The sequence below is a fragment of the Ectothiorhodospira shaposhnikovii genome (assembly GCF_016584105.1).
In the GTDB taxonomy this organism is placed as follows: Bacteria; Pseudomonadota; Gammaproteobacteria; order Ectothiorhodospirales; family Ectothiorhodospiraceae; genus Ectothiorhodospira; species Ectothiorhodospira shaposhnikovii.
Map to the genome: position 1 here is coordinate 21843 of NZ_NRSM01000013.1, position 23003 is coordinate 44845.

General features: G+C 60.6%; 25 protein-coding genes. 5 read left to right on the forward strand and 20 right to left on the reverse strand.

The window, feature by feature from the left end; genetic code table 11:
• Positions 1 to 112: 112 nt before the first annotated feature.
• Positions 113 to 1696, forward strand: a complete 1584-nt coding sequence (gene pckA, locus CKO35_RS08985) for a phosphoenolpyruvate carboxykinase (ATP) (RefSeq protein WP_200174941.1) — start codon at positions 113 to 115, stop codon at positions 1694 to 1696.
• A gap of 48 nt (positions 1697 to 1744) precedes the next feature.
• Here pckA and CKO35_RS08990 read toward each other — a convergent pair whose 3' ends face one another.
• The 16 genes from CKO35_RS08990 to CKO35_RS09065 form a co-directional block, all read right to left on the reverse strand.
• Entirely contained in the window at positions 1745 to 2911 is a 1167-nt protein-coding gene (locus CKO35_RS08990) for a pyridoxal phosphate-dependent aminotransferase (RefSeq protein ID WP_200174943.1), read from the reverse strand.
• Positions 2912 to 2918: 7 nt separating this feature from the next.
• Positions 2919 to 4415 (reverse strand): lysine--tRNA ligase, encoded by a 1497-nt coding sequence (gene lysS / locus CKO35_RS08995; RefSeq protein ID WP_200174945.1) that lies wholly within the window; start codon positions 4413 to 4415, stop codon positions 2919 to 2921.
• 47 nt (positions 4416 to 4462) lie between these two features.
• Positions 4463 to 5561 (reverse strand): peptide chain release factor 2 gene (gene prfB, locus CKO35_RS09000; RefSeq protein ID WP_200174946.1). Its coding sequence is split into 2 segments (ribosomal slippage): positions 4463 to 5485 and positions 5487 to 5561, totalling 1098 coding nucleotides; the frame shifts between segments, so codons are not numbered across the junction.
• A gap of 149 nt (positions 5562 to 5710) precedes the next feature.
• The gene (flgL, locus tag CKO35_RS09005; protein ID WP_200174948.1) at positions 5711 to 6952 is read right to left on the reverse strand and encodes a flagellar hook-associated protein FlgL; all 1242 of its coding nucleotides are present in this window, start codon (positions 6950 to 6952) and stop codon (positions 5711 to 5713) included.
• A 2-nt stretch (positions 6953 to 6954) separates the two neighbouring features.
• Complete coding sequence (gene flgK / locus CKO35_RS09010; RefSeq protein ID WP_200174949.1) at positions 6955 to 8844, reverse strand: flagellar hook-associated protein FlgK; 1890 nt, start codon at positions 8842 to 8844, stop codon at positions 6955 to 6957.
• 69 nt (positions 8845 to 8913) lie between these two features.
• Entirely contained in the window at positions 8914 to 9903 is a 990-nt protein-coding gene (gene flgJ, locus CKO35_RS09015; RefSeq protein ID WP_200174950.1) for a flagellar assembly peptidoglycan hydrolase FlgJ, read from the reverse strand.
• A 63-nt stretch (positions 9904 to 9966) separates the two neighbouring features.
• Positions 9967 to 11097 (reverse strand): flagellar basal body P-ring protein FlgI, encoded by a 1131-nt coding sequence (locus CKO35_RS09020; RefSeq protein ID WP_200174951.1) that lies wholly within the window; start codon positions 11095 to 11097, stop codon positions 9967 to 9969.
• 12 nt (positions 11098 to 11109) lie between these two features.
• Complete coding sequence (gene flgH / locus CKO35_RS09025) at positions 11110 to 11832, reverse strand: flagellar basal body L-ring protein FlgH (RefSeq protein ID WP_200174952.1); 723 nt, start codon at positions 11830 to 11832, stop codon at positions 11110 to 11112.
• Positions 11833 to 11868: 36 nt separating this feature from the next.
• The gene (gene flgG, locus CKO35_RS09030; RefSeq protein ID WP_200174953.1) at positions 11869 to 12657 is read right to left on the reverse strand and encodes a flagellar basal-body rod protein FlgG; all 789 of its coding nucleotides are present in this window, start codon (positions 12655 to 12657) and stop codon (positions 11869 to 11871) included.
• Between the two features lie 30 nt (positions 12658 to 12687).
• Positions 12688 to 13428 (reverse strand): flagellar basal-body rod protein FlgF, encoded by a 741-nt coding sequence (gene flgF, locus CKO35_RS09035; RefSeq protein WP_200174954.1) that lies wholly within the window; start codon positions 13426 to 13428, stop codon positions 12688 to 12690.
• 15 nt (positions 13429 to 13443) lie between these two features.
• Positions 13444 to 14664, reverse strand: coding sequence for a flagellar hook protein FlgE (flgE, locus tag CKO35_RS09040; RefSeq protein WP_200174955.1), 1221 nt, complete (start codon positions 14662 to 14664; stop codon positions 13444 to 13446).
• Between the two features lie 42 nt (positions 14665 to 14706).
• A complete protein-coding gene (locus CKO35_RS09045) occupies positions 14707 to 15378 on the reverse strand; it encodes a flagellar hook capping FlgD N-terminal domain-containing protein (RefSeq protein WP_200174956.1) in 672 nt (223 codons plus the stop codon).
• A gap of 11 nt (positions 15379 to 15389) precedes the next feature.
• Positions 15390 to 15809, reverse strand: coding sequence for a flagellar basal body rod protein FlgC (flgC, locus tag CKO35_RS09050; RefSeq protein ID WP_200174957.1), 420 nt, complete (start codon positions 15807 to 15809; stop codon positions 15390 to 15392).
• A 16-nt stretch (positions 15810 to 15825) separates the two neighbouring features.
• Positions 15826 to 16224 carry a flagellar basal body rod protein FlgB gene (gene flgB, locus CKO35_RS09055; protein WP_200174958.1) on the reverse strand — a complete coding sequence of 133 codons (399 nt, stop codon included), beginning with the start codon at positions 16222 to 16224 and terminating at the stop codon, positions 15826 to 15828.
• A gap of 184 nt (positions 16225 to 16408) precedes the next feature.
• Complete coding sequence (locus tag CKO35_RS09060; RefSeq protein ID WP_200174960.1) at positions 16409 to 17239, reverse strand: CheR family methyltransferase; 831 nt, start codon at positions 17237 to 17239, stop codon at positions 16409 to 16411.
• 172 nt (positions 17240 to 17411) lie between these two features.
• Positions 17412 to 18356 carry a chemotaxis protein gene (locus CKO35_RS09065; RefSeq protein WP_200174962.1) on the reverse strand — a complete coding sequence of 315 codons (945 nt, stop codon included), beginning with the start codon at positions 18354 to 18356 and terminating at the stop codon, positions 17412 to 17414.
• A 207-nt stretch (positions 18357 to 18563) separates the two neighbouring features.
• On the opposite strand from CKO35_RS09065, the gene flgA reads away from it, so the two are divergent.
• The 4 genes from flgA (at position 18564) to CKO35_RS09085 (ending at position 21129) form a co-directional block, all read left to right on the forward strand.
• On the forward strand, positions 18564 to 19310 hold the full coding sequence (gene flgA / locus CKO35_RS09070; protein ID WP_242467112.1) for a flagellar basal body P-ring formation chaperone FlgA: 747 nt from the start codon (positions 18564 to 18566) through the stop codon (positions 19308 to 19310).
• Complete coding sequence (gene flgM, locus CKO35_RS09075) at positions 19307 to 19717, forward strand: flagellar biosynthesis anti-sigma factor FlgM (protein WP_338031777.1); 411 nt, start codon at positions 19307 to 19309, stop codon at positions 19715 to 19717. The genes flgA and flgM overlap by 4 nt, the downstream gene beginning before the upstream one ends.
• 2 nt (positions 19718 to 19719) lie before the next feature.
• A complete protein-coding gene (locus CKO35_RS09080; protein ID WP_200174964.1) occupies positions 19720 to 20205 on the forward strand; it encodes a flagella synthesis protein FlgN in 486 nt (161 codons plus the stop codon).
• A gap of 135 nt (positions 20206 to 20340) precedes the next feature.
• Positions 20341 to 21129, forward strand: coding sequence for a flagellar brake protein (locus tag CKO35_RS09085; RefSeq protein WP_200174970.1), 789 nt, complete (start codon positions 20341 to 20343; stop codon positions 21127 to 21129).
• 300 nt (positions 21130 to 21429) lie between these two features.
• On the opposite strand, the gene pufB (CKO35_RS09090) is transcribed toward CKO35_RS09085, so the two are convergent.
• The 4 genes from pufB (CKO35_RS09090) to pufB (CKO35_RS09105) all read right to left on the reverse strand — a co-directional run bounded on the left by pufB (CKO35_RS09090) (position 21430) and on the right by pufB (CKO35_RS09105) (position 22941).
• Positions 21430 to 21567, reverse strand: a complete 138-nt coding sequence (gene pufB, locus CKO35_RS09090) for a light-harvesting antenna LH1, beta subunit (protein ID WP_008931729.1) — start codon at positions 21565 to 21567, stop codon at positions 21430 to 21432.
• 14 nt (positions 21568 to 21581) lie between these two features.
• A complete protein-coding gene (pufA, locus tag CKO35_RS09095; RefSeq protein WP_200174972.1) occupies positions 21582 to 21782 on the reverse strand; it encodes a light-harvesting antenna LH1, alpha subunit in 201 nt (66 codons plus the stop codon).
• Between the two features lie 725 nt (positions 21783 to 22507).
• Positions 22508 to 22714: a light-harvesting antenna LH1, alpha subunit gene (gene pufA / locus CKO35_RS09100; protein ID WP_200174974.1), complete on the reverse strand. Its 207-nt coding sequence runs from the start codon at positions 22712 to 22714 to the stop codon at positions 22508 to 22510.
• A 77-nt stretch (positions 22715 to 22791) separates the two neighbouring features.
• The gene (gene pufB / locus CKO35_RS09105) at positions 22792 to 22941 is read right to left on the reverse strand and encodes a light-harvesting antenna LH1, beta subunit (protein WP_008931732.1); all 150 of its coding nucleotides are present in this window, start codon (positions 22939 to 22941) and stop codon (positions 22792 to 22794) included.
• Positions 22942 to 23003: the final 62 nt, after the last annotated feature.

The window sequence follows — 23003 nt, forward strand, 5'->3', positions numbered from 1 at the left end:
GAGATCAATCAAGGAAATATTCCAAAATTCCCGGACTGCTGTTGTTTTGCGCATTACAACTGAATAATCTCTTGTAGTTCAGCTCTCTCCTCCCCACAGGAACACCCGCAACATGACTTTCAGCCTTCAGCAACATGGCATCAACGTGGCAAAGGTGCTGCGCAACCCCTCCCCGGCAGTCCTTTATGAAGGGGCCCTGGCCCACGAGCACGGCTCCGCCATCTCCTCCACCGGTGCCCTCATCGCCAAGTCCGGCGCAAAAACCGGCCGTAGCCCCAAGGACAAGCGTGTGGTCCAGCATGATCACATCAACGACGATGTCTGGTGGGGCTCCGTCAACGTAGGCCTGGAACCCGGCAGTTTCGACAGCCTGCGCACCCAGGCGGTGGACCATCTCAATACCTGCAGCCGCCTGTATGTCATCGACGGCTTTGCCGGCTGGGACCCCCGCTATCGCATCCGCATCCGGGTGATCTGCGAGCGGGCCTACCACGCCCTGTTCATGCAGAACATGCTGATCCGCCCCACCGCGGAAGAACTGGAAAACTACGGCGAGCCGGACTACGTGATCTACAACGCCGGCCGCGCCGCCGCCGACACCGGCATCCCCGGCGTGAAGAACAGCACCAGCGTGAGCCTGTGCTTTGATCGCCGCGAGTTCGTGATCCTGGGCACCGAATACGCTGGCGAAATGAAGAAGGGCGTGTTCACCATCATGAACTACATCATGCCCAAGCAGAACGTGCTCTCCATGCACTGTTCCGCCAACGAGGGCAAGGACGGTGACGTTTCCATCTTCTTCGGCCTGTCCGGCACCGGCAAGACCACCCTTTCGGCCGATCCCGAGCGCGCCCTGATCGGTGACGACGAGCACTGCTGGAGTGACGAGGGGGTTTTCAACATCGAAGGCGGCTGCTACGCCAAGGCCATCAGCCTGGACCCGAAAGCGGAGCCGGAAATCTTCAATGCCATCCGTTTCGGTGCCGTGCTGGAAAACGTGGTCTACGACCAGGATACCCGGGAAGTGAACTACGAGGACGGCAGCATCACCGAAAACACCCGCTGCTCCTACCCGGTGGAATTCATCCCCAATGCCAAGATCCCCTGCACCGGGGGACACCCGAGCAACGTGATCTTCCTCACCTGTGACGCCTTCAGCGTGCTGCCGCCGGTCAGTCGCCTGACCCCGGCCCAGGCCATGTACCACTTCATCAGTGGCTACACCGCCAAGGTGGCGGGCACTGAAGTGGGCGTGACCGAGCCGGAGGCCACCTTCTCCGCCTGCTTCGGCGCTCCCTTCCTGGTCTGGCACCCGACCCGCTATGCGGAACTGCTGGCGGAACGCATCCGCAAGCATGACGTGGGCGTGTGGATGGTGAACACCGGCTGGAGCGGCGGTCCCTACGGGGTCGGCAAGCGCATGAGCATCGCCCACACCCGGGCCATCATCGACGCCATCCATGACGGCTCCCTGGACCAGGTGGAGACGGTACCGGACCCCATCTTCGGGGTGCATATTCCGGTTTCCTGCCCCAACGTACCGGACGAGGTGCTGGTGCCTTCCAACACCTGGCAGGACCAGCAGGCCTATCAGGAGACGGCCCGCAAGCTGGCCCGCCTGTTCCACGAGAATTTCAAAATCTACGCGGACCAGGCCAGCCCGGAACTGCTGGAAGCGGCACCGCGGGTGGAGTGAGCCTTTTCCTCCCCTCACCCCAGCCCCTCTCCCGCAAGGGGAGAGGGGCTACTGCAGGAAAACCCGCAACCGCTCCACCGCCTGCTCCAGCACCGGCAGATCCCGGGTGTAGGCAAACCGCACATGGGAGCGGGCCAGATGGTCGCCAAAATCCAGGCCGGGGGTGATGGCCACCCCCGCCTCTTCCAGACAACGCTCCGCCAGGGCAAAGCTGTCCTCGCCGAAGGCGGTGCTGTCCCCGTAGAGGTAGAAGGCCCCACGGGGCGTCACCGGCACCTTCAGGCCCAGTTCCCGCAGGGCCGGCAGCAGGAAATCCCGCCGGGTGCGAAAGGCCTCCCGGCGGGCCTCCAGAATGTCCATGCAGGCCGGGGTGAAGGCGGCCAGGGCCGCGTGCTGGGCCGGCGTGGAAGCCGCCAGGAACAGGTTCTGGGCCAGTTTGTCCAGCTCCCGCACGCAGTCCCGGGGCGCCACCACCCAGCCCAGACGCCACCCGGTCATGCCGAAAAACTTGGAGAAGCTGTTGATGACGAACAGGTCTTCGGACAGGGCCGCCGCGGTGCCGTTCTCCCCTTCATACACCAGCCCCTGATAGATCTCGTCCACGATCAGGGCGCCCCCACGATCCCGGGTGAAGTCCAGCAGTCCGGACAGCAAGGCGCGGTCCGCCAGGGTGCCGGTGGGGTTGGACGGGGTGGCCACCATGGCCGCCACGGTCCGCTCCGACCAGTGCCGGGCCAGGAGGGACGCCGTAAGCTGGTAATCCGTCTCCGCCCCCACCGGCACCGACACCGCCTCCCCCTCGAAGGTACGCACGAAATGCCGGTTGCACGGGTAACCGGGATCAGTCATCAGCACCTGATCACCGGGATTGAGCAAAATGCCCATCACCAGCAGCAGAGCGCCCGACGCCCCGGGGGTGATCACGATGCGCTCGGGGGCCACGTCCGCCCCCAGGACATCCTGGTAGTAGCGGGCGATGGCCTCCCGCAGGGCGGGCAGGCCGGTGGCCGGGGTGTAATGGGTGTGTCCCGCCTGCAGGGCGCGGATACCGGCCTCCACGATGGGGGCCGGGGTCTGAAAATCCGGTTCGCCGATCTCCAGATGGACGATATCCCGTCCCTGGGCTTCCAGACACCGGGCGCGGGCCAGCAGGTCCATGACATGAAAGGGCTGGATGTGAGCCATCCGCCGGGCGATGGGGCGTGCGGGCGACATGGTGATGTCAGGACACCTCGGGCCGCATGTGGGGGAACAACAACACGTCCCGGATGGAGGGTGAGTCGGTGAACAGCATCACCAGCCGGTCGATGCCGATCCCCTCCCCCGCCGTCGGCGGCAGGCCGTGTTCCAGGGCCCGCAGGTAATCGGCATCAAAGTGCATGGCCTCGTCGTCACCGGCCTCCTTCTCCGCCACCTGGCGCCGGAAGCGCTCCGCCTGGTCCTCGTAGTCGTTGAGCTCGGAGAAGCCGTTGGCGATCTCCCGGCCACCGACGAAGAATTCGAAACGGTCGGTGACGAAGGGGTCGTCGTCGTTGCGCCGCGCCAGGGGTGACACCTCGGTGGGATAGGCGGTGATGAAGGTGGGGTCCTTGAGACGGGATTCCACCGTCTTCTCGAAGATCTCGATCCACACCTTGCCCAGACCGTAGCTGTCCTTGAGGGGGATGCCCAGTTGCCGGGCCACCTCGCGGGCACGGGCCTCGTCCTCCAGGTCGGCGGCCGAGAGCGACGGATTGAAATGCAGGATGGACTCCTTGACGGTCATGCGGGCAAAGGGTCGGCCGAAGTCATAGGTATCGCCCTGGTAGTTCACCAACGTGGTGCCCAGCACGTCCCGGGCCAGGGTGCGCAGCAGGTCTTCCGTCAAGTCCATGAGCTCATGGTAGGTGACGTAGGCCTCGTAGAACTCCAGCATGGTGAATTCGGGGTTATGCCGGGTGGACAGGCCCTCGTTGCGGAAGTTGCGGTTGATCTCGTAGACCTTTTCGAAACCGCCCACCACCAGGCGCTTCAGGTACAGCTCCGGGGCAATGCGCAGGAACAGCTGCATGTCCAGGGCATTGTGGTGGGTGGCAAAGGGCCGGGCGGTGGCACCGCCGGGGATGGCCTGCATCATGGGGGTTTCCACTTCCAGGAACCCACGACGGTTCAGGTAATCACGGATCGCCTGGATGATGCGGGTACGGACCCGGAAGGTCTCCCGCACCGGTTCGTTCATGATCAGATCCACGTAACGCTGGCGGTAACGGGTTTCCATGTCCGACAGGCCGTGGAACTTCTCCGGCAGGGGCCGCAGGGACTTGGTCAGCAGACGCAGGCTGTCCACCTGTACCGACAGCTCACCGGTCTTGGTCTTGAAGAGGGTCCCTTCGGCACCCAGGATGTCCCCCAGGTCCCAGGACTTGAAGTCCTGGTACACCCCTTCCGGCAGGGCATCCCGCTGCACGAAGAGCTGGATACGCCCGGACATGTCCTGCACCTGGGCAAAGCTGGCCTTGCCCATGACCCGTTTGGCCATCATGCGACCGGCCACGGATACCCGCACCGGGGCTTGCTCGAAGAAGGCATCGTCCCGCTCGTCGTATTCGGCGTGGAGTTCACCGGCCATGACGTTGCGACGGAAGTCGTTGGGGAAGGCGATGCCGCCTTCACGCAGACGGCCCAGCTTCTCCCGGCGCTGGGCAATCAGCTTGTTTTCGTCCTGGGTCTGGTCGTTCATTGGCTTGATCGGGGTCCTGATGGGAATGCAGTGCGTGAAACGGCGGCTCAAAGCCCGCTCTTGAGGCTGGCTTCGATGAAGGGGTCCAGATCACCGTCCAGCACGGCCTGGGTGTTGCCCACTTCCACGCCGGTGCGCAGGTCCTTGATGCGGGACTGGTCCAGCACATAGGAACGGATCTGGCTGCCCCAGCCGATGTCGGCCTTGTTGTCTTCCATGGCCTGCTTCTCGGCGTTGCGCTTTTGCAGCTCCAGCTCATAGAGCTTGGCCTTGAGCTGCTTCATGGCCGTGTCCTTGTTCTTGTGCTGGGAACGGTCGTTCTGGCAGGCCGCCACCACGCCGGTGGGCACGTGGGTGATACGCACGGCGGACTCGGTCCGGTTCACGTGCTGACCGCCGGCGCCGCTGGCACGGTAGACGTCGATACGCAGGTCCGCCGGATTGATCTCGATATCGATGTCGTCATCCACTTCCGGGGACACGAACACCGAGGTAAAGGAGGTATGACGGCGGTTGCCGGAGTCAAAGGGGGACTTTCGCACCAGACGGTGGACGCCGGTTTCGGTGCGCAGCCAGCCGAAGGCATAGGGGCCGTCAAAGCGGATGGTGGCACTCTTGATGCCCGCCACGTCCCCTTCGGAGACTTCCATCAGTTCGGTCTTGAAGCCGCGACGCTCACCCCAGCGCAGGTACATGCGCAGCAGCATCTCCGCCCAGTCCTGGGCCTCGGTGCCGCCGGAGCCCGCCTGGATGTCGAGGAAGGCGGCGCAGCCGTCCATCTCGCCGGCGAACATGCGCTGGAACTCCAGCTCGCCCACCTGCTGTTCGAACCGCTCCAAATCGGCCTCGACAGCCTGGGCGGTGTCCCCGTCGTTCTCTTCCTGGGCCAGTTCCAGCAGCTCGCGGGTCTCGCTCAGGCTGTCGGTGAGGGTGGCCAGGTTACCGACCACATGGTCCAGCTGGGCACGCTCGCGCCCCAGGGACTGGGCCTTTTCGGGGTCGTTCCAGATATTGGGGTCTTCCAGTTCCCGACTGACTTCTTCCAGGCGCTCGCGCTTGGCATCGAAGTCAAAGATACCCCCTCAGGGCTTCCACACGCCCTTGCAGATCCTTGATTTGGGAAAACAGCGGGTTGAGTTCCAGCATCGCTCGGCCTTTCAACGCGAATATGAATGGGGAAAAGCCGGGTATTGTAGCAGGTGGTTCGCGGGGATAGCACCTCGCCGCCAGCCCGCGACCGGACACTTCAAGGACCGGGCGGGAACACCACGCGCATGCTCCCACCCGGCAAGACATCAGAAGTAGTCGAACAGGGACAGCCTCTGCACCTGCATGTAGGACAACTGGGCCGCCTGCAGACTCACCTGCTGGAGGCTGAACCGGCTGATGGCCTCGGCGTAGTCGAGATCCCGGATCTCGGACAGCGTGGTTTTCATCTGCAGGATCTGGTCGGCGTTCATGTTCTCCTGGGATTCCAGCACGTTCAGGCGGGCACCCATGGTGGCCCGGGTGTCCAGGACATGGCCCATGAGATTATCCAGTTCCGTCAACCCCCGGTTGATGGCATTGTTGACTGGCGCGGTACTGGAACCCACACCGGTGTTCAGGGCATCAATCATGTCCTGGATGCTGGCAAACATGCTCTGGGCCTCGGAGGCCCGTACCGCAAAGGTGTCTCCGTCATTGGGACTGCCCTGGACTTCCACCTGAATACCGAGGAACTGGATCGACGAGCCGCTGACATAGGGCACGGGGTCGGTGGTGGGCGTCCCGTCTTCCCCGATCACCGGGACAAAATTACCGCCGGAATCCACCACCTGGTAGGTGGTGTCTTCACCGACCTGGGTGAAGCGGATCTCGAACGGCCCGTCGGCGGCATTGGTGTTCCAGGCGGCCAGATCCACCACCTGACCGCTGTCGATCACCCCCGAACCGGTGTTATTACCCACCAAGGTACGGAAGATGCCGTTGCCGTCCAGGATCCCTTCAAACACCGCGTTGCCCGGATCGCTCACTGTCACCTTGCGCACCGGGCTGATATCCACCTGGCGGCTCTGGGAATCCCCCTGATAAATCACGGTGCCGGCGGCATCCACGACAAAGGGCTTGGTCTGGGACTGATAGCCGGCAAACAGGTATTCACCATTGGCATCCCGGGTATTGGCCAGATCCACCAGACCATCAAGGATTTCCTGCATTTCCAGAGCGATATAGCGCCGGGTTTCATCGGTTTCCGTGGCATTGTTGGCCCGCACCGCCAGTTCACGGATACGTTGCAGATCGTTGCTGACGGCACCCAGGGTCACTTCACTGAACCTGACACGCTGCTCCGCCAGATCCAGATTGCGCTGGTACTGGTTGGTCTGGGAAATGCGGCTCTCGAATTGCAGGGCCTGTACACTGCCGCTGGGGTCGTCGGAGGGCGAAAGGATGCGGCGCCCGGTACTGAGCTGGTTCTGGGTGCGCGCCAGCGCCGCCTGCTGGCGGATCATGGTGTCAACACCGTTCTGAAATATCTGGTTCGTGGATATACGCATGACTAACGCCTCACAACCCCGATCAGGGTGTCAAACAGAGTATTGGTCACGGCGATGATCTGAGCCGAAGCCTGGTAGGCCTGCTGGAAACGCAACAGATTGGCGGCCTCTTCATCCAGATTCACACCTGAGATGCTTTCCCGCTGCGCCCAGGCATCGGCCAGCAACTGTGCCTGGGCCTTGGCGGCCACTTCTGCCTGGCGGGTCATGGTGCCCACCTGACCGATCAGGCTGTTATAGGCGCCCTCAATGGAGGTTCGTCCGCTGTCCAGGTAATTGGTGCTCTGCACCAGGGACAGGGCCAGGGCGTTGCGGTTGTCGCCAACACCGAAATTGTCGTTCTTGCTGACGGTAAAGGTATCACCCGCCTGGGGCTCCCCGGACAGGATCATCTCCAGTCCGTCCCTTTCGGCACGCCAGACGCCGGTGGAGATCTCCTGGAAATCACCGGCATCAAATTCAAACACCAGGTCGCCACTGGCACCATTGAACCAGGCGGAAAACGCGGAAGCATCCACCGCGGACAGGGACTGAACCTGCGCATTGCCGGTATTGCCCGCATCCGGTGTGGTGATGATCGCGGTGGCGGCGGCCAACTTTTCCGGCTGAGTGATGGCCACGTTAATCCCCTGGGCCGCGCCCCGGGTGGGACGGATCAGGAAATTGTCTCCTTCCACCGCAGTGGGGGGAGCAACCGGCAACTGGATCTTCAGGCCATCCACACGGGTCCAGCCGTCGGCATCCGGTGTCGGCAAGTTCACCGACGCGCCGCCGGGCTGGCGGCTGAGCTGCCAGGCCGTACCATCAAAAGTCAGCCGATAGTCGTTGGCGGTCAGACCGGCAAGACCCGCCTGATCAAACTGCACCAACGGCTTGTCGGACACGGTCCCACTGCCCACCAGGACCTCCGGGTCTGCAATGGTGAAGAAATCCCCACCCAAATCACCATTCAGGTCCAGGCCCAGCCTGTGCTGGTTATTGAAGGCGATGGCCATGGTGACCGCCACCCGGCCCAGTTCATTCTGGGTCTCGTCCAGTACGGTGCGCACGTCCAGTAACGCCCCCAGGGTCCCTCCGGACATCTGACGGGTAATATCCACACTGCCACTGCCCGTGCCGTAACGGATCTCCAGCGGCATGCCCGGCACGGAGGAAACGGCATCAAGCGCAGTGGAGCGGTTGCCCAGCACCACCGCCTGCCCTTTGCCGATGAACACACTCATGGAACCATCGTCCTGCATGACCGTGCTCACATCCACGAACCTGGAAAGCTCCAGCACCAGTTGATCCCGCTGGTCCAGAAGGTCATTGGGGGGTTGTCCCCGCCCCTGGGCATTGACGATCTGCATATTCAGATCGGCGATGGAGGCCGTGAGGCTGTTGATCTCGCTGACCACGGTACCGATCTGTCCATCCACGATGGCCTGCTGATCCCTGAGATTCTGGTTCAGAAACTTGAACCGGTCCACCAGAGACTCGGCTTCGGAGATGAGCACCGTGCGGTTGGCGCTGGAGGTGGGGTCGTTACCAAATTGCTGAACCGACGCAAAAAAATTCTGCAACCCCGGTGACAGGCCCGCGGATGGATCGGCCAGCAGGTTGTCCACCCGGCTGAAAAAACCATGGGCAGTACTGAAGTAATTGCTGGTGGTGGTGGTGGTGCGCAGCTGACCCTGGATGAACTCGTCATACATGCGTTCGATGGTGGTCACCCTGGCACCATTGCCGACGTAGCCCGACCCGGAATACTGGGCGGGCAGCGTGGCGAACTGGGCCCGCTGGCGGCTGTAGCCATCCGTGTTGATGTTGGCGATATTATGCCCCGTGGTAGCCAGGGCGCGCTGAGCCGCATTAAGCCCGGAGGTGCCGATACCCAATAACCCGCTACTCATGATGACGGCCTCCCGGCGCACGGCGCGCCACGAACTTCAAGATATGCATGGACATGATGTTTCCCTCCGTCAGGTTGTCGGCGGCACGGCGCTGGAGTTTAGCGAAGAAAGCACATCGCTCAGCGTACCCCGTTCCAGTATGTTGAGAATCTTGTCGGCGTAGGCCGGGTCCGTGGCATAACCAGCGGCCTGCAGGGCCCGGACGTAGCCTTCGGTATCACCGGCGGCCTGCAGGGCCTGCCGGTAACGGGGATTGGTCTTGATGAAATTCACGTAATCTTCAAAGCTGTCCGCAAGACTGCCATAGGAGCGGAAGGCGGCCCGCTGCAACTCCGGGACATCCTGGACGTACTCCAGGGTCTGCACGTGGACACGCTCTCCCTCCCAGCGCCGATCAGCCTTGATCCCAAACAGGTTGTGGCTGCTCCGCCCGTCCCCATGGGTGATGACATGACGCCCCCAGCCGGTCTCCAGGGCGGACTGCGCCACCAGCACTTCGGGAGCCACGCCCAGAGCCCGCGCCGCCCGTCGGGCATGGGGCCACAAGTCACGGATGAAGGCCTGGGGACTCTCCGGCGACCAGGACGCCTCGCTGCTCCCCCTACCCGCGGCGGCGGCACTGCGCCGGCCTGTTGCCGTCCCCGGCCGGACTTCTTCCCGGGCAGACGCCGCCACCGAGGCCTCGATGGCGGCCCGCATGGCAGGGATGCGGTGGCTGGGCATGCGCAATTCCCCACCCGGAACCCCGGCGGTCGACTGCCCTCCGGCCAGTTCCCTGGCCACCTGCTCCCGCAGTCCGATACCCTCGCCCCGGGCCATGTCCAGGGCAATCTGCTGGTCGAACATGCCCTGGAAGAAGCGGGTATGCTCCCCTGTCAGCCCTCCGTCCGTGGGCATGGCGGCCCGCATGCTCTTGAGCATCTGCTGGATGAACAGGGCCTCGAACTGCCGGGCCACCTCGTCCGATGCTCCGGCGGCATCGCCCTGGGTCCGGGCACGCAACTCCGCCAGCCCGCTCATGTCGGTGTAGTGAAAGCTGTCGGCGATGTGGCTGGTCATGTTTTTCCGTCCACGGCTGGTGGCTGTTCCAACGACTTGCAACCGGGTATTGGCACCCGGTCCCTAAATGACGATCAATTCCGCCCGCAGGGCACCGGCTTCCCGCAGGGCCTCCAGGATGGACACCAGATCGCCGGGGGCCGCACCCACCTGATTCACGGCACGAACGATCTCGTCCAGGGTGACACCGGGACTGAACAGGAACATGCGGCCGTCCCCTTCCGTCACCTCAATGTCCGTCTGCGGCGTCACCACGGTTTCTCCCGCGGCCAGGGGGGCCGGCTGGGAGACCTGGGCACGTTCGGTAATGGTCACTGTCATGCTGCCGTGGGACACCGCCGCCGGCATCACCCGTACATTGCTGCCGATCACCACCGTGCCGGTACGGGAATTCACGATCACCTTGGCCGGCGGCTCGCCGGGCTGAACCCGCAGGTTTTCCAGCAGGGAGATGAAGGACACCCGCTGGCCCGGATCCCGGGGAGCGCTGACCCGCACCGAGGAGCCGTCCAGCGGCCGGGCGGTCCCGGGCCCCAGGGCATCATTGATGGCGTCACTCAGGCGATTGGCCGAGGTGAAGTCATGGCGATGCAGATTCAGGGTCACGTAATCCCCCTGGGCGAAGGCCGAAGGGACTTCACGCTCCACGGTGGCGCCGTTGGGAATGCGGCCCACGCTGGGGACATTGACGCTGACCCGGGAGCCATCGGCCCCGGCCACACCGAAACCGCCCACGATCAAATTGCCCTGGGCAATGGCGTAGGTCTGGCCGTCCGCCCCCTTGAGCGGGGTCATGAGCAGGGTGCCGCCCCGCAGGCTGCCGGCGTTGCCGATGGAAGATACCGTGACATCGATGGTCTGGCCCTGCTTGGCAAAGGGCGGCAGGTCGGCGTGAATCATCACCGCCGCCACGTTGCGCAGCTGGGGATTGACGTTGGACGGCACGGTGACGCCCAGCTGACCCAGCATGTTCTTGAGGCTCTGCACCGTGAACGGTGCCTGGGTGGTCTGGTCGCCGGTGCCGTCCAGGCCCACGACAAGGCCGTAACCCACCAGCTGGTTGCTCCGGACACCGGCCACCGAGGCCATGTCCTTGACACGCTCCGCCGCGCCCGTGCCGGAGGGAAGGACCAGGGACAGCACCAGCACTGCCAAGGCCCAGACGATCAGAACTGTACGTATGTTTTTAGACATGGCGCGGCACTCCTAGAAAGGCCACACAGGGCTGTTGAAGAATCGGCTCAACCAGCCCTGGCGGTTGCTGTCGGCCAGGGCACCCCGCCCCCCATAGGCCACCTGGGCGGAGGCCACCTGGGTGGAGAGGATGGTGTTGTCGGTACGGATGTCCACGGGTCGTACGATCCCCCGCAGCCGGATGTACTCCTCACCCTGGTTGATCTTCAGCCACTTCTCTCCCTGGACCACCAGATTGCCGTTGGGCAGCACTTCCGACACCATCACGGTGATGGAGCCGTCCAGCTGGTTGCTCTGGGAGGCACTGCCCTGGCCATCGAAATCCCGGCTGCCGCTGATCTCGGTATTGAGCAGGGGACGGCCATCACGGGTGACAGGGCGTCCCAGGATGGTGGGATTGGCCATGTTCACGTTGGCTTCCTTGCTGGTGGAGGTACTGGCGGACTTGCTGGCCTGGGTCCGTTCCGCCAGTAGCACCGTGAGTACATCCCCCACCTGGCGGGCCTTGTAGTCGGCAAACAGGCCCTGCACCGCGGTGGGCTGGAAGATGGCGCCGTTATTGTGTTCCGGCGGGATGGGCATGGGCGGCATCACGGTGGCGAAGTTGGGATCGTCGCCCCGCTCCACCGAACTCAGCGTGGCACAGCCGCTGGAAAATACCATCAGGCACGCCAGGGACAGGCCCAGGAGGGCAACCGGCGGAGGTGCTGCGGGTCTTGGAGTCCGGGTATTCATGGCTTGCCTACCTTCCGTCTTGAATCACGGCTTGAACTACAGGTTGTTATTCACGTACTGCATCATCTGATCCGCGGTGGAGATAGCCTTGGAATTGACCTCGTAGGCCCGCTGGGTCTCGATCATGTTCACCAGCTCTTCGGCGATGTTCACGTTGGAGCTCTCCAGGGACCCTTGCATCAGACGGCCCAGGCCGTCCTGTCCGGGGTTACCCTGCTGAGGCGCCCCGCTGGCGGCCGTCTCGATGTACAGATTCTGTCCGATGGGCTGCAGTCCGGCGGGATTGACGAAGTCTGCCAACTGGATGTTGCCCACTTCCACCGGGGCATTTTCCTGGCCCGCCAGCGTGACGCTGACGATGCCGTCCTGGCTGACGGTGATGCTGGTGGCGCCCTCGGGGATGAAGATCCCGGGTTGCAGCTCAAAGCCGTTGGACATGACCATCTGACCATCGGCATTGAGCTGGAAACTGCCGTCCCGGGTATAGGCGATATTGCCCTCGGGGGTCAGGATCTCGAAGAACCCCCGCCCCTGGATGGAGACGTCCAGGGCATTGTCGGTCTGGATGTGGTTCCCCTGACTGAAGATCTTGTCGGTGGCCACGGTGCGCACCCCTACTCCGGTCATCAGGCCGGTGGGCAGCTCATTGTTCTGCGCCGCCTGGGCACCCGGCTGGCGCACGGTCTGGTAAATCAGGTCCTCGAACGAGGCACGCCCCTTCTTGAAGGCGTTGGTATTCACGTTGGCCAGGTTGTTGGATACCACAGACATGCGCGTCTGCTGGGCATCCAGCCCGGTCTTGGCAATCCAGAGTGCTTGGTTCATGGTCTAGTCTCCTTTGGGAGGATGGGCTGATCAGGAGATACGCAACAATTGAGAACTACTGCGATCCAGATCCTCGGCGGTCTTCATGAGCTTGACATGGGTCTCGAAGTTGCGCGCCAACTCGATCATGTTCACCATGGCCTCGATGGTGTTCACATTGCTGCCCTCCAGCATCCCCGAGGCCAGGGATACGTTGACATCGGCCGGCTCCACCGCGCCATCGGCACGCCGGAAAAGGCCGTCCTCTCCCCGAGCCAGTTCCTGGAGATCCGGATTCACCAGCTTCACCCGCCCCACCTCGGCCAGCACGTTGGCCTCCTGCCCCAGGGGGCGGATGCTGAGGGTGCCGTCAGCTCCGATCTCGATGCTCTCGAAGGGAGGAATGGCCAGGGGGCCGTCCTCGCCCAGCACGGGCAGTCCATCGCCCGTTGTGAGCAGACCCACGCTGTTCACCTGGAAGTTGCCGGCCCGGGTATAGGCCTCGCCCCCGTCCGGGGCCTGGACCGCGATCCAGCCATCGCCCTGCACCGCCACGTCCAGATCCCGGCCGGTGGCAATCTGGGGACCCGACGTGAAGTCCGCCTTGACTGCCTGCAGCTGGGCGTAGTCCCGGCTGTCGTACACCGGCCCCCGCAAGGGGTGGTTGGTGAATGCTTCCAGGCTCTTGCGAAAACCCGTGGTGTTGGCATTGGCCAGATTGTGGGTATTGACCTGCTGGGAGTGCGCGGCCTCCCGGGCACCGGTCATGGCGATGTAGAGCATGCGGTCCATCGGTCACCTCCTCCGTCAGCGGATGTTGATGATGGTCTGCGTCAGGGTGTCGGCGGTACTGATCACCTGGGCATTGGCCTGGAAGTTGCGCTGGGCGGTGATGAGCTTCACCAGCTGCTCGGAGATATTGACGTTGGAATTTTCGAATGCCCCCCCCTGGATCAGGCCGAAACTGGAATCTCCCGCCTGCCCCAGAAGCCGTTCGCCAGACTCGAAGGTCTCCACCCAGTTGGTGCCGCCCACCGGCCGCAGACCCTGGGGATTGTCGAAATTGGCCAGGGCCACCTGCCCCAGCGGACGGTTGGTGCCATTGGAGAAGCGGGCAAACACGGTGCCGTCCGCCTCCACATCCAGGCTGATGAGCCCCCCCGAGGCATAGCCGTCCTGCTTCAGCGAATTGACGGTAAAGCGCTCGCCGTACTGGGTGGTATTGCTGAAATCAATCTCGAATTCCAGGTTTTCGGGGCCATTCGGGCCGGTAACCGTATGGGTGATGTTGAAAGGCCCGCCGGTCCCCAGGGTGCCATCGGGATTGAATTCGAGCGTTTCGGGGCCAGCGATCAGATCACCTTCCAGAGAACTGTAGAACGTCCACTCGTTAGTAGTTCCCGGCTCCTTGCGGAAATACAGGGTCATCGTCCGTGGCAACCCCTGGGAGTCATAGACGGAAAGGGCCGTGGAATGGTTATAGCCGTCCGGATCCGCCACCCCTTCGGCGGCATCCCAAGCCCAAGGCTGATCGGGCTCCTCGGCGGTGGCGGGCAGGTTCATCAGCGCCGTGATTTCGGTGGTGGCCCTGGGGGTGGCCAGACCGGTGGTCAGACGGATGTCCTGCAAGGGACCGCCCAGACCGGGGGTGGCATACCCCTGCAGACGCTGGCCGGCGGAATTGACCACATATCCGTCCTTATCCAGCTGGAACTGACCGGCCCGGGTGTATTCCACCACGCCATCCCGTTCCAGGATGAAAAAGCCCTGGCCATTGATGGCCAGATCCAGATTGTTGTCAGTGAACTCCAGGTCACCCTGGGTGAACTGCTGGCTGACGGCGGCCAGCCGGGTACCGCTACCGGTGGCGGTTTTGGAGATCCCCGTATAGGACATGGCGAACACATCGGCAAATTCTGCCCGCGATCCCTTGAAACCCGCGGTAGAGGCATTGGCGATGTTGTGCCCCGTCACCTGCAAATCCGTGGAGGCTGCGTTGAGCCCCGTCAATCCGATATTGAATGGCATAATCTGTTCCTCGTTACCGTTAGGTGTATCTTGGGACCCACATCAACTGATCTGCCTGACCTTGGACAGATCAACCTCCCCGAAACCATCGATGAGCAGCGTGACCGTGCCGCTGCCCTGACTGGTCCGCACACTGCTGACATAGGCATTCAGCAAGACTTCGGGCTGGCTGGTCTTGCCATCGAGCCGGGCATCCGCCCGAAACTCGTAGATGCCTTCCGGCGCACGCTCCCCGTTGCTGTCCAGACCATTCCAGTAGAAGGACTTCAATCCCGAGGCCTGGGCGCCCAGCTGCACCTGGTTGACCAGTTCACCGGCCTCGTTATAGATGCCGATGTTGAGCGAATCGACCGACGTCTCCAGATCCACGCCGCCGCGGACCCATCCTTCCTCACCCAGATAGGCCAGCTCCGCGGGAATCAGTACCTCCCTGCCAACCATGGAAGCGGCTTGCAGGGCCTGATTGGCCTTCATGGTATTGGCGATGGAATCAAAGGATTGCTGAAGCTCGGCGATACCATTCACCGTGGCAAACTGGGCCAGCTGGCCAAGGAACTCGCCACTGTCGGCGGGATCGAGCGGGTCCTGGTACTGCAGCTGGGTAATCATCAATTTGAAGAATTCCGCCTGCCCCAGCTCATCCCGCCGGGTTTCAGAGCGGGATGAGCCCGACAAACCCAGGCTGTCTATGGTTGACTGATCAATCACGGTCACGACAGGTCCTCCTATGACTGGCCAAGCTGCAGGGTGCGCAACAGCAGTTGCTTGGTGGTGTTCATGACCTCCACATTGTTCTCGTAGCTGCGCGACGCGGAGATCATGTTGGCCATCTCGTCCACCAGATTGACGTTGGGCATGTAGACATACCCCTGCTCATTGGCCAGCGGATGATGGGGCTCATATTTCACGAAGGGCTCGGCCTGGCTCTCGACGATACCGGCCACCCGGACCGGAGAAGTGGATGCGCTCTTGCCGAACTGGTCCATCACCGTCTGGAACACCGGCTGCTTGGAGCGATAGGCCTGCTCGGGGGTGGTGCTGGCCACCTGGGCATTGGCCATGTTACTGGCGACGGTATTCAGACGGACCGATTGGGCGCTCAACGCAGAACCAGAGACGTCAAAAATCCTGAACATGTTGCTCATGCTTTAATCTCCCGGCCTATTCGCCTTTAAGGGCCGTGCGCAGGCCACTGAATTTCTTGCCCAGAAAATCCAGACTGGCCTGATACTGCACGGTGTTTTCGGCAAATGCCGCCTGCTCCAGCTGAGGATCCACCGTATTGCCGTCCAGAGAGGGTTGGGAAGGCACCCGGTAGAGGGGGTCGCCCATGCCCTGCTTCGAGGCATCATCCGGAATGTGGGCGGCGTGGGTGAGGCGCAGGCCCAGGGCATCGGGCTGATGCGCACGACTGAGCACCTGGCGGAAATCCAGGTCACGCGCCTTGTAATTGGGGGTATCGGAATTGGCGATATTGGAGGCGAGCAACTCCAGGCGCTTCGAGCGCACCTGCAGCGCATCGCCATGGATACCGATGGCCCTGTCTATGGAAAGTGGCATGGACTCGACCTCAAGAAATGTTCCTAAAGGTCGATAAGCAATCGGCGTGCCAGAATAAAAAAGGAAGGATTTTCCGTGAGTTAGATAGAAATCTCTGTTGACGGGAGAGGCCAGACGGCAATTTGCCGCCGTTCCGGCGGACCCGCCCACAGTCGGCGGGTCAGATTATTGGCATCCGACACGATCAGCGGAGACGGTAAACCACCCCGGGATTACACCGGACCATCTCAAAGGCGTCGGAATAATTGGCCATGGACTCGGAAGCGCCCAGAAAGAGATAGCCACCCGGGTTGAGGGCCTGGGATATCTTCTTCAGGATCAATTTCTTGGAGTCGACTGAAAAATAAATCAGGACATTGCGGCAGAAGACGATATCAAAGCGCCCCAGCAGCGTGTAACTGTCCATGAGATTGAATTCCCGGAAACTCGCCCTTGCCTTGACATCGGGCCGGATATTCCAGCGCTCGCCATTCTGCACAAAGAATCGGCTGCGTCGCTCCAGGGAAAGGCCGCGGGCAACGGCCAGAGAATCATAGCTGGCCTCACGGGCCTCTTTCAGCACGGCACCCGATATGTCCGTACCCAGAATCTGGACATCCCGCAAACTCCCCGGTCGGGATTGCTGATATTCACTGAACCCCATGCTGATGGAATAGGGTTCCTGCCCGGAAGAACAGGCGGCACACCAGATGCGCGGCGCATAACCGGCCCCTTTCTGCTTGGCCAGCTCCGGATAGATCTGGTTCTTGAGGATCTCGAAGGGGAAGACATCACGAAACCAGTAGGTTTCGTTGGTGGTCATGGCCTCGATCACCCTCTCCCGAAGACCTGGATGACGCCCCAGCTTCAGCTGCCTGAGCAGCTCACTCACGGAAGAGACCGAGAACTCGCCCATGAGCCTCGAAAGACGGCTGTTCACCAGATAATGCTTGTTTTCCCCGAGGATCAATCCACAGGACTTCTCCAGAAAAATCCTGAAATCCTCGTAATCCTGAGATTCGATAGGGCCTGACAAGGTGGATTCCTGTTTTGAGTCAATCTTGCGTTATGGAACGTTAAGCCACCGAACCACTCGGTTGACGGCTCCACCAGTATAACTTTCACGATGCCCAGCGGGGCCTCATGAATGGTGCCTGCCTTGACGAACAGAGGAATACCATGTCCGCCAGACGGCAGAAAAATGCCGGTCAAGGGGGGCTGGAGGCCTGTTGCTCCGCCTGCAAGTGCCCAAGCACAACCTCCGCCAGTTCGTCGGGACTGAACTTGGGCAGGAAACGGTCCGCACCCGCCCTGCGTACCAGGCTCTCGTTAAACGTCCCGCTAAGCGAAGAATGCAGGACAACATACAGACGTGAAAGCGCCGGCTCCTTCCTGATGGCTGATGTCAGGGTATAACCATCCATCTCGGGCATTTCAATATCGGATATCACCATCCCGATCTGCTGATCAATGGGGCCTTGACTGGCGAGTTCAAGGAGCTTGTCCAGCGCCTGCCTGCCATCATTCACCACAATCGATTCAACCCCGATCTGGGTCAGGGCGCGCACCATCTGGCGGCGCGCCACGGCAGAGTCATCAGCCACCAGCGCGCATCGAATACGCCCGCCACCATGGATATTGGACATTACCGCATCGCTGACATCCCCAGAAGGGCCGGTGACCATCTCCAGCACCTTTTCAACATCAATGATCTCCACCAGGCGATCCTCCACCTGAGTCACAGCCGTCAAAAAACTGTCTTTATGCGTTCCACGCGGTGGAGGATGAATCTGGTCCCAGTTGAGATTGATGATGCGGTCAACCGATGCCACCAGGAGGCCCTGCACAGAGCGATTGAACTCCGTGAGAATGACGAATGCCGCCCCGCCCTCGCGGGAAGGAACCGGCGCCATGCCCAGTGCCTGCGCCAGATCCACCACGGAAACGGTCTTTCCCCGCAAGGTGGCCACCCCACGGATAATCGGGTGCGTACTTGGAAGACGGTTCAAGGGGGGGCAGGTGATCACCTCCCGCACCTTGAAGACATTGATGGCAAAGAGCTGCCGACCACCGAGGGTAAACAGCAATAGCTCCAGGCGATTCTGGCCCACCATCTGGGTGCGACGATCGACATCATCCAGCAAGCTGCTCATCGGCCTCTCCCGCAGGTATCACGAAGGATCATGCCCTTCATACTCTAGTATGATCGGCACGGGCAACGATTTCTTGAAAATTTTCTGGCCTGCATTTTGCTTCATGATCTCTCAGAGGGATTCCCGGGCGGATTTTCCGGCGTTCGCAATCTCCATCGGAAAATCTATCGAAGGTGGATCCGAAGTAACTTAAGAGGTGGCAGCGCCATGTTTTTAAAAGCGTTTTTTGTTTTCCGGAAACGCCATGCCTCGCCGTGGCCCGCCATGGCAACAAGCCTGTTGCTGTCTATCAGCCCTCAGGTCATGGCCGTAAACACACAAACCCACGACAGCATTTTGGCGGCCGCCGGCAACTACCTGAGCAGCCAGGCTCAAGCCCATCACGCAGAGCATCTGGACGTGCGCGTCATTCGCGGCTCGCTGGACCCGCGCCTGAGATTGCGAGCCTGCGATACCGCCCTCGAAACCTTCCTGCCCCCGGGCGCCAGATTGACCGGCAATGTTACCGTCGGGGTTCGCTGCCCGTCTCCATCACCCTGGAGTCTTTTTGTACCCATGCAGGTTGTGGTCCGAGGCGAGGTTATCGTGCTGGAGCGCGCCCTTCCCCGGGGTACAATGCTCTCCCAGAGCGATTTCAGGCTTGAACTTCGCGATCTTGGCAGCATGCACGGAGGGTATCTCACCGATCCCGCAGAGGTGACAAACATGGTGCTCAGACGGGCACTACCCGCCGGCACCGCGCTTTCACCACAGATGGTCGAACCCCCGCGGCTGGTTCAAAGGGGACAAAACGTCACGCTGGTGGCGCAGAATGCGGGAATAGCAGTACGCATGGAAGGGCAAGCCCTCGCAGACGGTGCCTACGGCGACAGAATACAGGTTCGCAACCTGTCATCTCGACGCGTTGTCGAAGGTCGAGTGCTGTCTCCAGGTGTAGTCGGTGTTAATATGTGAGCCAAGTCGCACTGAATGCCCCTAAAGATACCGTCGGAACGGCCGATAAATTCTTCAAGAAGTGGCCGTTCAGTGCACGCGAGGAACGCAATATGTCCATCGATATCAAAAGTTTGACCCAGAGCCAGACACGTGGCGCCGGTGACAGCCGGGGCGCTTCCGATGTGTCCAGACCTGGCAGCAACAGCAGCGCCTCGAAGACCACGGCGCCCGAAGGTGACAAGGTCACCCTGACGGAAACCGCCCGTCGCCTGACCAACTTTGAGCAGAATGCCAAGGCACAGCCTACGGTCGACCAGGAAAAAGTGGCGGCCATCAGACAGGCCATCCAGGAAGGACGCTATCAGGTCAATGCCGACTCCGTTGCCGGCAACATCATGAAGAACGAAGCGCTTTACCCGCTCTAACCATGGACAACGGATCCTTCCCAGAGCAGTTGGAGCAGATACTGACCCATTCGGTCAGGGAAGCCATGTCGCTGGAACATGCCCTGCAGCTTGAAAGCCAGGCGCTGGGCTCCAGGGATCTTGACAGCCTGAACCTGGCCGTTGCCGACAAGCAGCAGCGCGTTCAGCAGCTGGAAATGCTCACCCGCCAGCAGGGCGCCCTTCTCAAACGGGAAAATTATGCAAATACCGCCCATGGGATGGCCTGCTGCCTGCGTGACTGGGATGCGGAAGGTGTCCTGACGCCGGTCTGGGAGCGTCTGGTCGAGATCATGGAAAGATGCCGCCTGCTCAACCTCACCAACGGCGGCGTGGTGGAGACCAAAAGACGGCAGGTGAATCAGGCACTCCACATATTGCGCGGAGAAGATTCCCGAACGGAACTCTATGGCCCGCAGGGACAGGCTACATCGTCTGCCACAAACTCCCGCCCCATCACCAAAGCCTGACCTAGACCCGCCCGTATCACGAATTTCCCTGCCTGAGCCTTATTCAGGCTGATTCTTTTCCAGACTGTGCTAGCCTCACTATAGGCTCCGGAATATTCGCCGTCTGGAGATCATTGAGCTCGGAGAACCCGGCCCATGAATCAGCCCCTCAATCACCCGCACCAGACCGTCTCCAGCACGCCCTTCCCGGGACAGCATGGTGGCCCAGATCACTCACGGGAACGCGTTATCGCCCTGCTCAGGGATCTGGAAGCACGACGCGCTTCCCTCAGCGTTCGATTTGAGCACGATCAGGAGTTTTACCAGAGCACCCTCAATCGAATGGATCCATCAAGGGGCTGGCTGTTCATCAGCGAGCTGACCCCCTATCAGGGGAATCTGCGCATGGCGGCCGGACAACAGGTTCACCTTTACGCGGTACTAAAGGAATCCTGCCTGCATTTCCGTACCGTATTACTCCACTCAGGAGAACATGACGGCGAAGCATTTTATGTACTCTCGGTGCCTTCAGAACTGGACAGGGAGCAAAAACGGACCCATTTTCGCGCGCCAGTGGATGATGCATCCGGCACCCCCATCACCCTCATCAACAGGGATGGGCGTCCTTTCACGGGGCATCTCATGGATATTTCGCTGGGCGGACTGAAGGCTGTTTTCCCACTCAAAACTCCCATTCATGCGCGAGACCTGCTGACCCTGACCAAACTGAATCTGCCGGGCACCGAGTCAGTGGAGTGTGGCGTACAGGTCCGATTCGTTTCCGACTCCAGGGAAACCGGTCAGCGATTGGTTGGAGGGCGCTTTTTTGGCCTGAGTCCGGAAGACGAGCAGAGGTTGCTCAGAGGGCTGCTTCTGATGGAAAGGGAGCGCTTGCACCCACTGGAACCTGATCGGAAAGCACGCCTGACGCCGCCAGAAAAGTAGTTTCTACGGGCATCCTGCCCAATGACAGCATGGCTCGGGCAGGCCCCTGGAGACACTCTCAATCACCGTTTCCAGAAATCGAAAGTCCGGTCACAACCGGACAATCCGGACTGCCGATTGCGCGGGCATGGCTGCAGCAAGGGGTGGGCAAAATCGAAATGAGTTCAAGGAGGAAGGTGGAGGAGACTGAAATCGGCGCAATACCGGCCTCTGCAAAGTCACGGTAATGCACATCTGAAACCTTTCAAGCCACCTCCACCCGCACTGCTAACTGCTAATACCGCAACTGCGGTGACCTTCTTAGTAGAAGGGTCTCCACAGGAATACCAGGAAGTGGGCAGCAGCAGCAATCACCATGAACACGGTGAAGGTGGTCTTGAACTGCTCGTGGAATTCCTTGGCTTGTTCTTCGCTCAGGCCGGAGATGCTGTCATTCATGATTTATTCCCTCGTTACTCGGAAGCTTCAACGGCGCTGGCGTCATAGCTCAGCGGGTTGTAGTTGTCATTGCTGTACACAAACGCGTGAACGGCAAGAGCCACGACGAGAACTGCCATCAGAATCGGCATCAACCAGGTACCGGGATTGACCACCAGCCACAGCTTCCAGTCGTCTTTCGGGTTGCTCGGCTTGCTCGGTCTGTATTCGCTCATTGACATTACCCTCTTGGTTTATAACCTTGGCCACTTGCACTGGCCAAGAGACTACTAGCGGCAACCACGAAGAAACGAATCTGCCGGGTTGCATCTGATTGCTCTTAAGTCATTCAGCCCATTCATTGCCATGACATTCATGACCACCGAACATGACTGAAAGGCTCCCTGATCGGGTTATTATTTACTGCACCAGCGCTCAACACACATGCTGCATCCATCAAGCACCAATACAGCATGGATGTAAGTCTACGTTGACAGCACTAAATGTCAAGGTAACCAGACTGCCCGCAACCCCGAAAAAAAATTAAAATATATTATTAATAATCAATAACTTAAATAAAAAACCAAAGACTGTTTCAGCACAAACATCGCCACCAGGCAGTCCATTTACTGACTCAGGTCACTTTCTGTTACAAGATCTGATCCCATGAACATCACCTGCTTCGTTTCAAGAATCGACCCTGACTTGAAATAGCGGGTCCTTCAGGGAAATTCCGGGCTAAAGCCCCCACCTTTGTGGAAAGAATGTGAAACCAGAGAAGGTTTTTCTGGCACAAAGTAAAGCATGCAATAGATGAACATGGATTAGGAATATAAATATAATTCCCGGAATTGGACAATCATCACCATGGAGGGAAGGGCAAAAAAAAGAGCGGTTGACGCATGTGCGCCAACCGCTCTCGAAGCAATAACAAAGTCGCTTAATAAACTACAACAGCAACTTATGCCACTTCCTCAGCCTGCACAGTGGTCACATCGCTGCGCAGGGGATTGTAGTCGTCATTGGCATACACGAAAGCGTGCACAGCCAGAGCCACCACCAGAACGGCCATCAGGATCGGAATCAGCCAGGTGCCGGGGTTCACCACCAGCCACAGCTTCCAGTCGTCGGAAGGATTGCTCGGCCGCTTTGCTCTGTATTCGCTCATTGGAATCACCCTGTCAATTATTTTCGAACTGAAATTCAGTCAATGCCACACGGACCCGCCGTGTGGTAGGGCCGTTCTTAGTAGAACGGTCTCCACACATAGACGAGGAAGTGAGCAGCGGCGGCAAGTGCCATGAACACGGTGAAGGTGGTCTTGAACTGCTCGTGGAATTCCTTGGCCTGCTCTTCGGTAAGACCGGAAATGCTCTGCACGTATTCGTCGGACATTCAAAGACCCTCCATAGGGTTGCAGTAACTACTCGAATTCATCGACTCCAGCAGCACCAACG

What these genes read in the sequence shown, in the direction of transcription:
- pufB (WP_008931729.1), bottom strand. Translation starts at nt 21,567, where the DNA reads ATGAATGACAGCATCTCCGGCCTGAGCGAAGAACAAGCCAAGGAATTC.
- CKO35_RS09065 (WP_200174962.1), bottom strand. Translation starts at nt 18,356, where the DNA reads ATGAGCAGCTTGCTGGATGATGTCGATCGTCGCACCCAGATGGTGGGC.
- pufB (WP_008931732.1), bottom strand. Translation starts at nt 22,941, where the DNA reads ATGTCCGACGAATACGTGCAGAGCATTTCCGGTCTTACCGAAGAGCAG.
- flgA (WP_242467112.1), top strand. Translation starts at nt 18,564, where the DNA reads ATGTTTTTAAAAGCGTTTTTTGTTTTCCGGAAACGCCATGCCTCGCCG.
- flgJ (WP_200174950.1), bottom strand. Translation starts at nt 9,903, where the DNA reads ATGACCAGCCACATCGCCGACAGCTTTCACTACACCGACATGAGCGGG.
- lysS (WP_200174945.1), bottom strand. Translation starts at nt 4,415, where the DNA reads ATGAACGACCAGACCCAGGACGAAAACAAGCTGATTGCCCAGCGCCGG.
- flgF (WP_200174954.1), bottom strand. Translation starts at nt 13,428, where the DNA reads ATGGACCGCATGCTCTACATCGCCATGACCGGTGCCCGGGAGGCCGCG.
- flgG (WP_200174953.1), bottom strand. Translation starts at nt 12,657, where the DNA reads ATGAACCAAGCACTCTGGATTGCCAAGACCGGGCTGGATGCCCAGCAG.
- flgL (WP_200174948.1), bottom strand. Translation starts at nt 6,952, where the DNA reads ATGCGTATATCCACGAACCAGATATTTCAGAACGGTGTTGACACCATG.
- flgK (WP_200174949.1), bottom strand. Translation starts at nt 8,844, where the DNA reads ATGAGTAGCGGGTTATTGGGTATCGGCACCTCCGGGCTTAATGCGGCT.
- flgE (WP_200174955.1), bottom strand. Translation starts at nt 14,664, where the DNA reads ATGCCATTCAATATCGGATTGACGGGGCTCAACGCAGCCTCCACGGAT.
- flgC (WP_200174957.1), bottom strand. Translation starts at nt 15,809, where the DNA reads ATGAGCAACATGTTCAGGATTTTTGACGTCTCTGGTTCTGCGTTGAGC.
- pufA (WP_200174972.1), bottom strand. Translation starts at nt 21,782, where the DNA reads ATGAGCGAATACAGACCGAGCAAGCCGAGCAACCCGAAAGACGACTGG.
- CKO35_RS08990 (WP_200174943.1), bottom strand. Translation starts at nt 2,911, where the DNA reads ATGTCGCCCGCACGCCCCATCGCCCGGCGGATGGCTCACATCCAGCCC.
- CKO35_RS09020 (WP_200174951.1), bottom strand. Translation starts at nt 11,097, where the DNA reads ATGTCTAAAAACATACGTACAGTTCTGATCGTCTGGGCCTTGGCAGTG.
- CKO35_RS09085 (WP_200174970.1), top strand. Translation starts at nt 20,341, where the DNA reads ATGAATCAGCCCCTCAATCACCCGCACCAGACCGTCTCCAGCACGCCC.
- CKO35_RS09080 (WP_200174964.1), top strand. Translation starts at nt 19,720, where the DNA reads ATGGACAACGGATCCTTCCCAGAGCAGTTGGAGCAGATACTGACCCAT.
- flgH (WP_200174952.1), bottom strand. Translation starts at nt 11,832, where the DNA reads ATGAATACCCGGACTCCAAGACCCGCAGCACCTCCGCCGGTTGCCCTC.
- pckA (WP_200174941.1), top strand. Translation starts at nt 113, where the DNA reads ATGACTTTCAGCCTTCAGCAACATGGCATCAACGTGGCAAAGGTGCTG.
- flgB (WP_200174958.1), bottom strand. Translation starts at nt 16,224, where the DNA reads ATGCCACTTTCCATAGACAGGGCCATCGGTATCCATGGCGATGCGCTG.
- pufA (WP_200174974.1), bottom strand. Translation starts at nt 22,714, where the DNA reads ATGAGCGAATACAGAGCAAAGCGGCCGAGCAATCCTTCCGACGACTGG.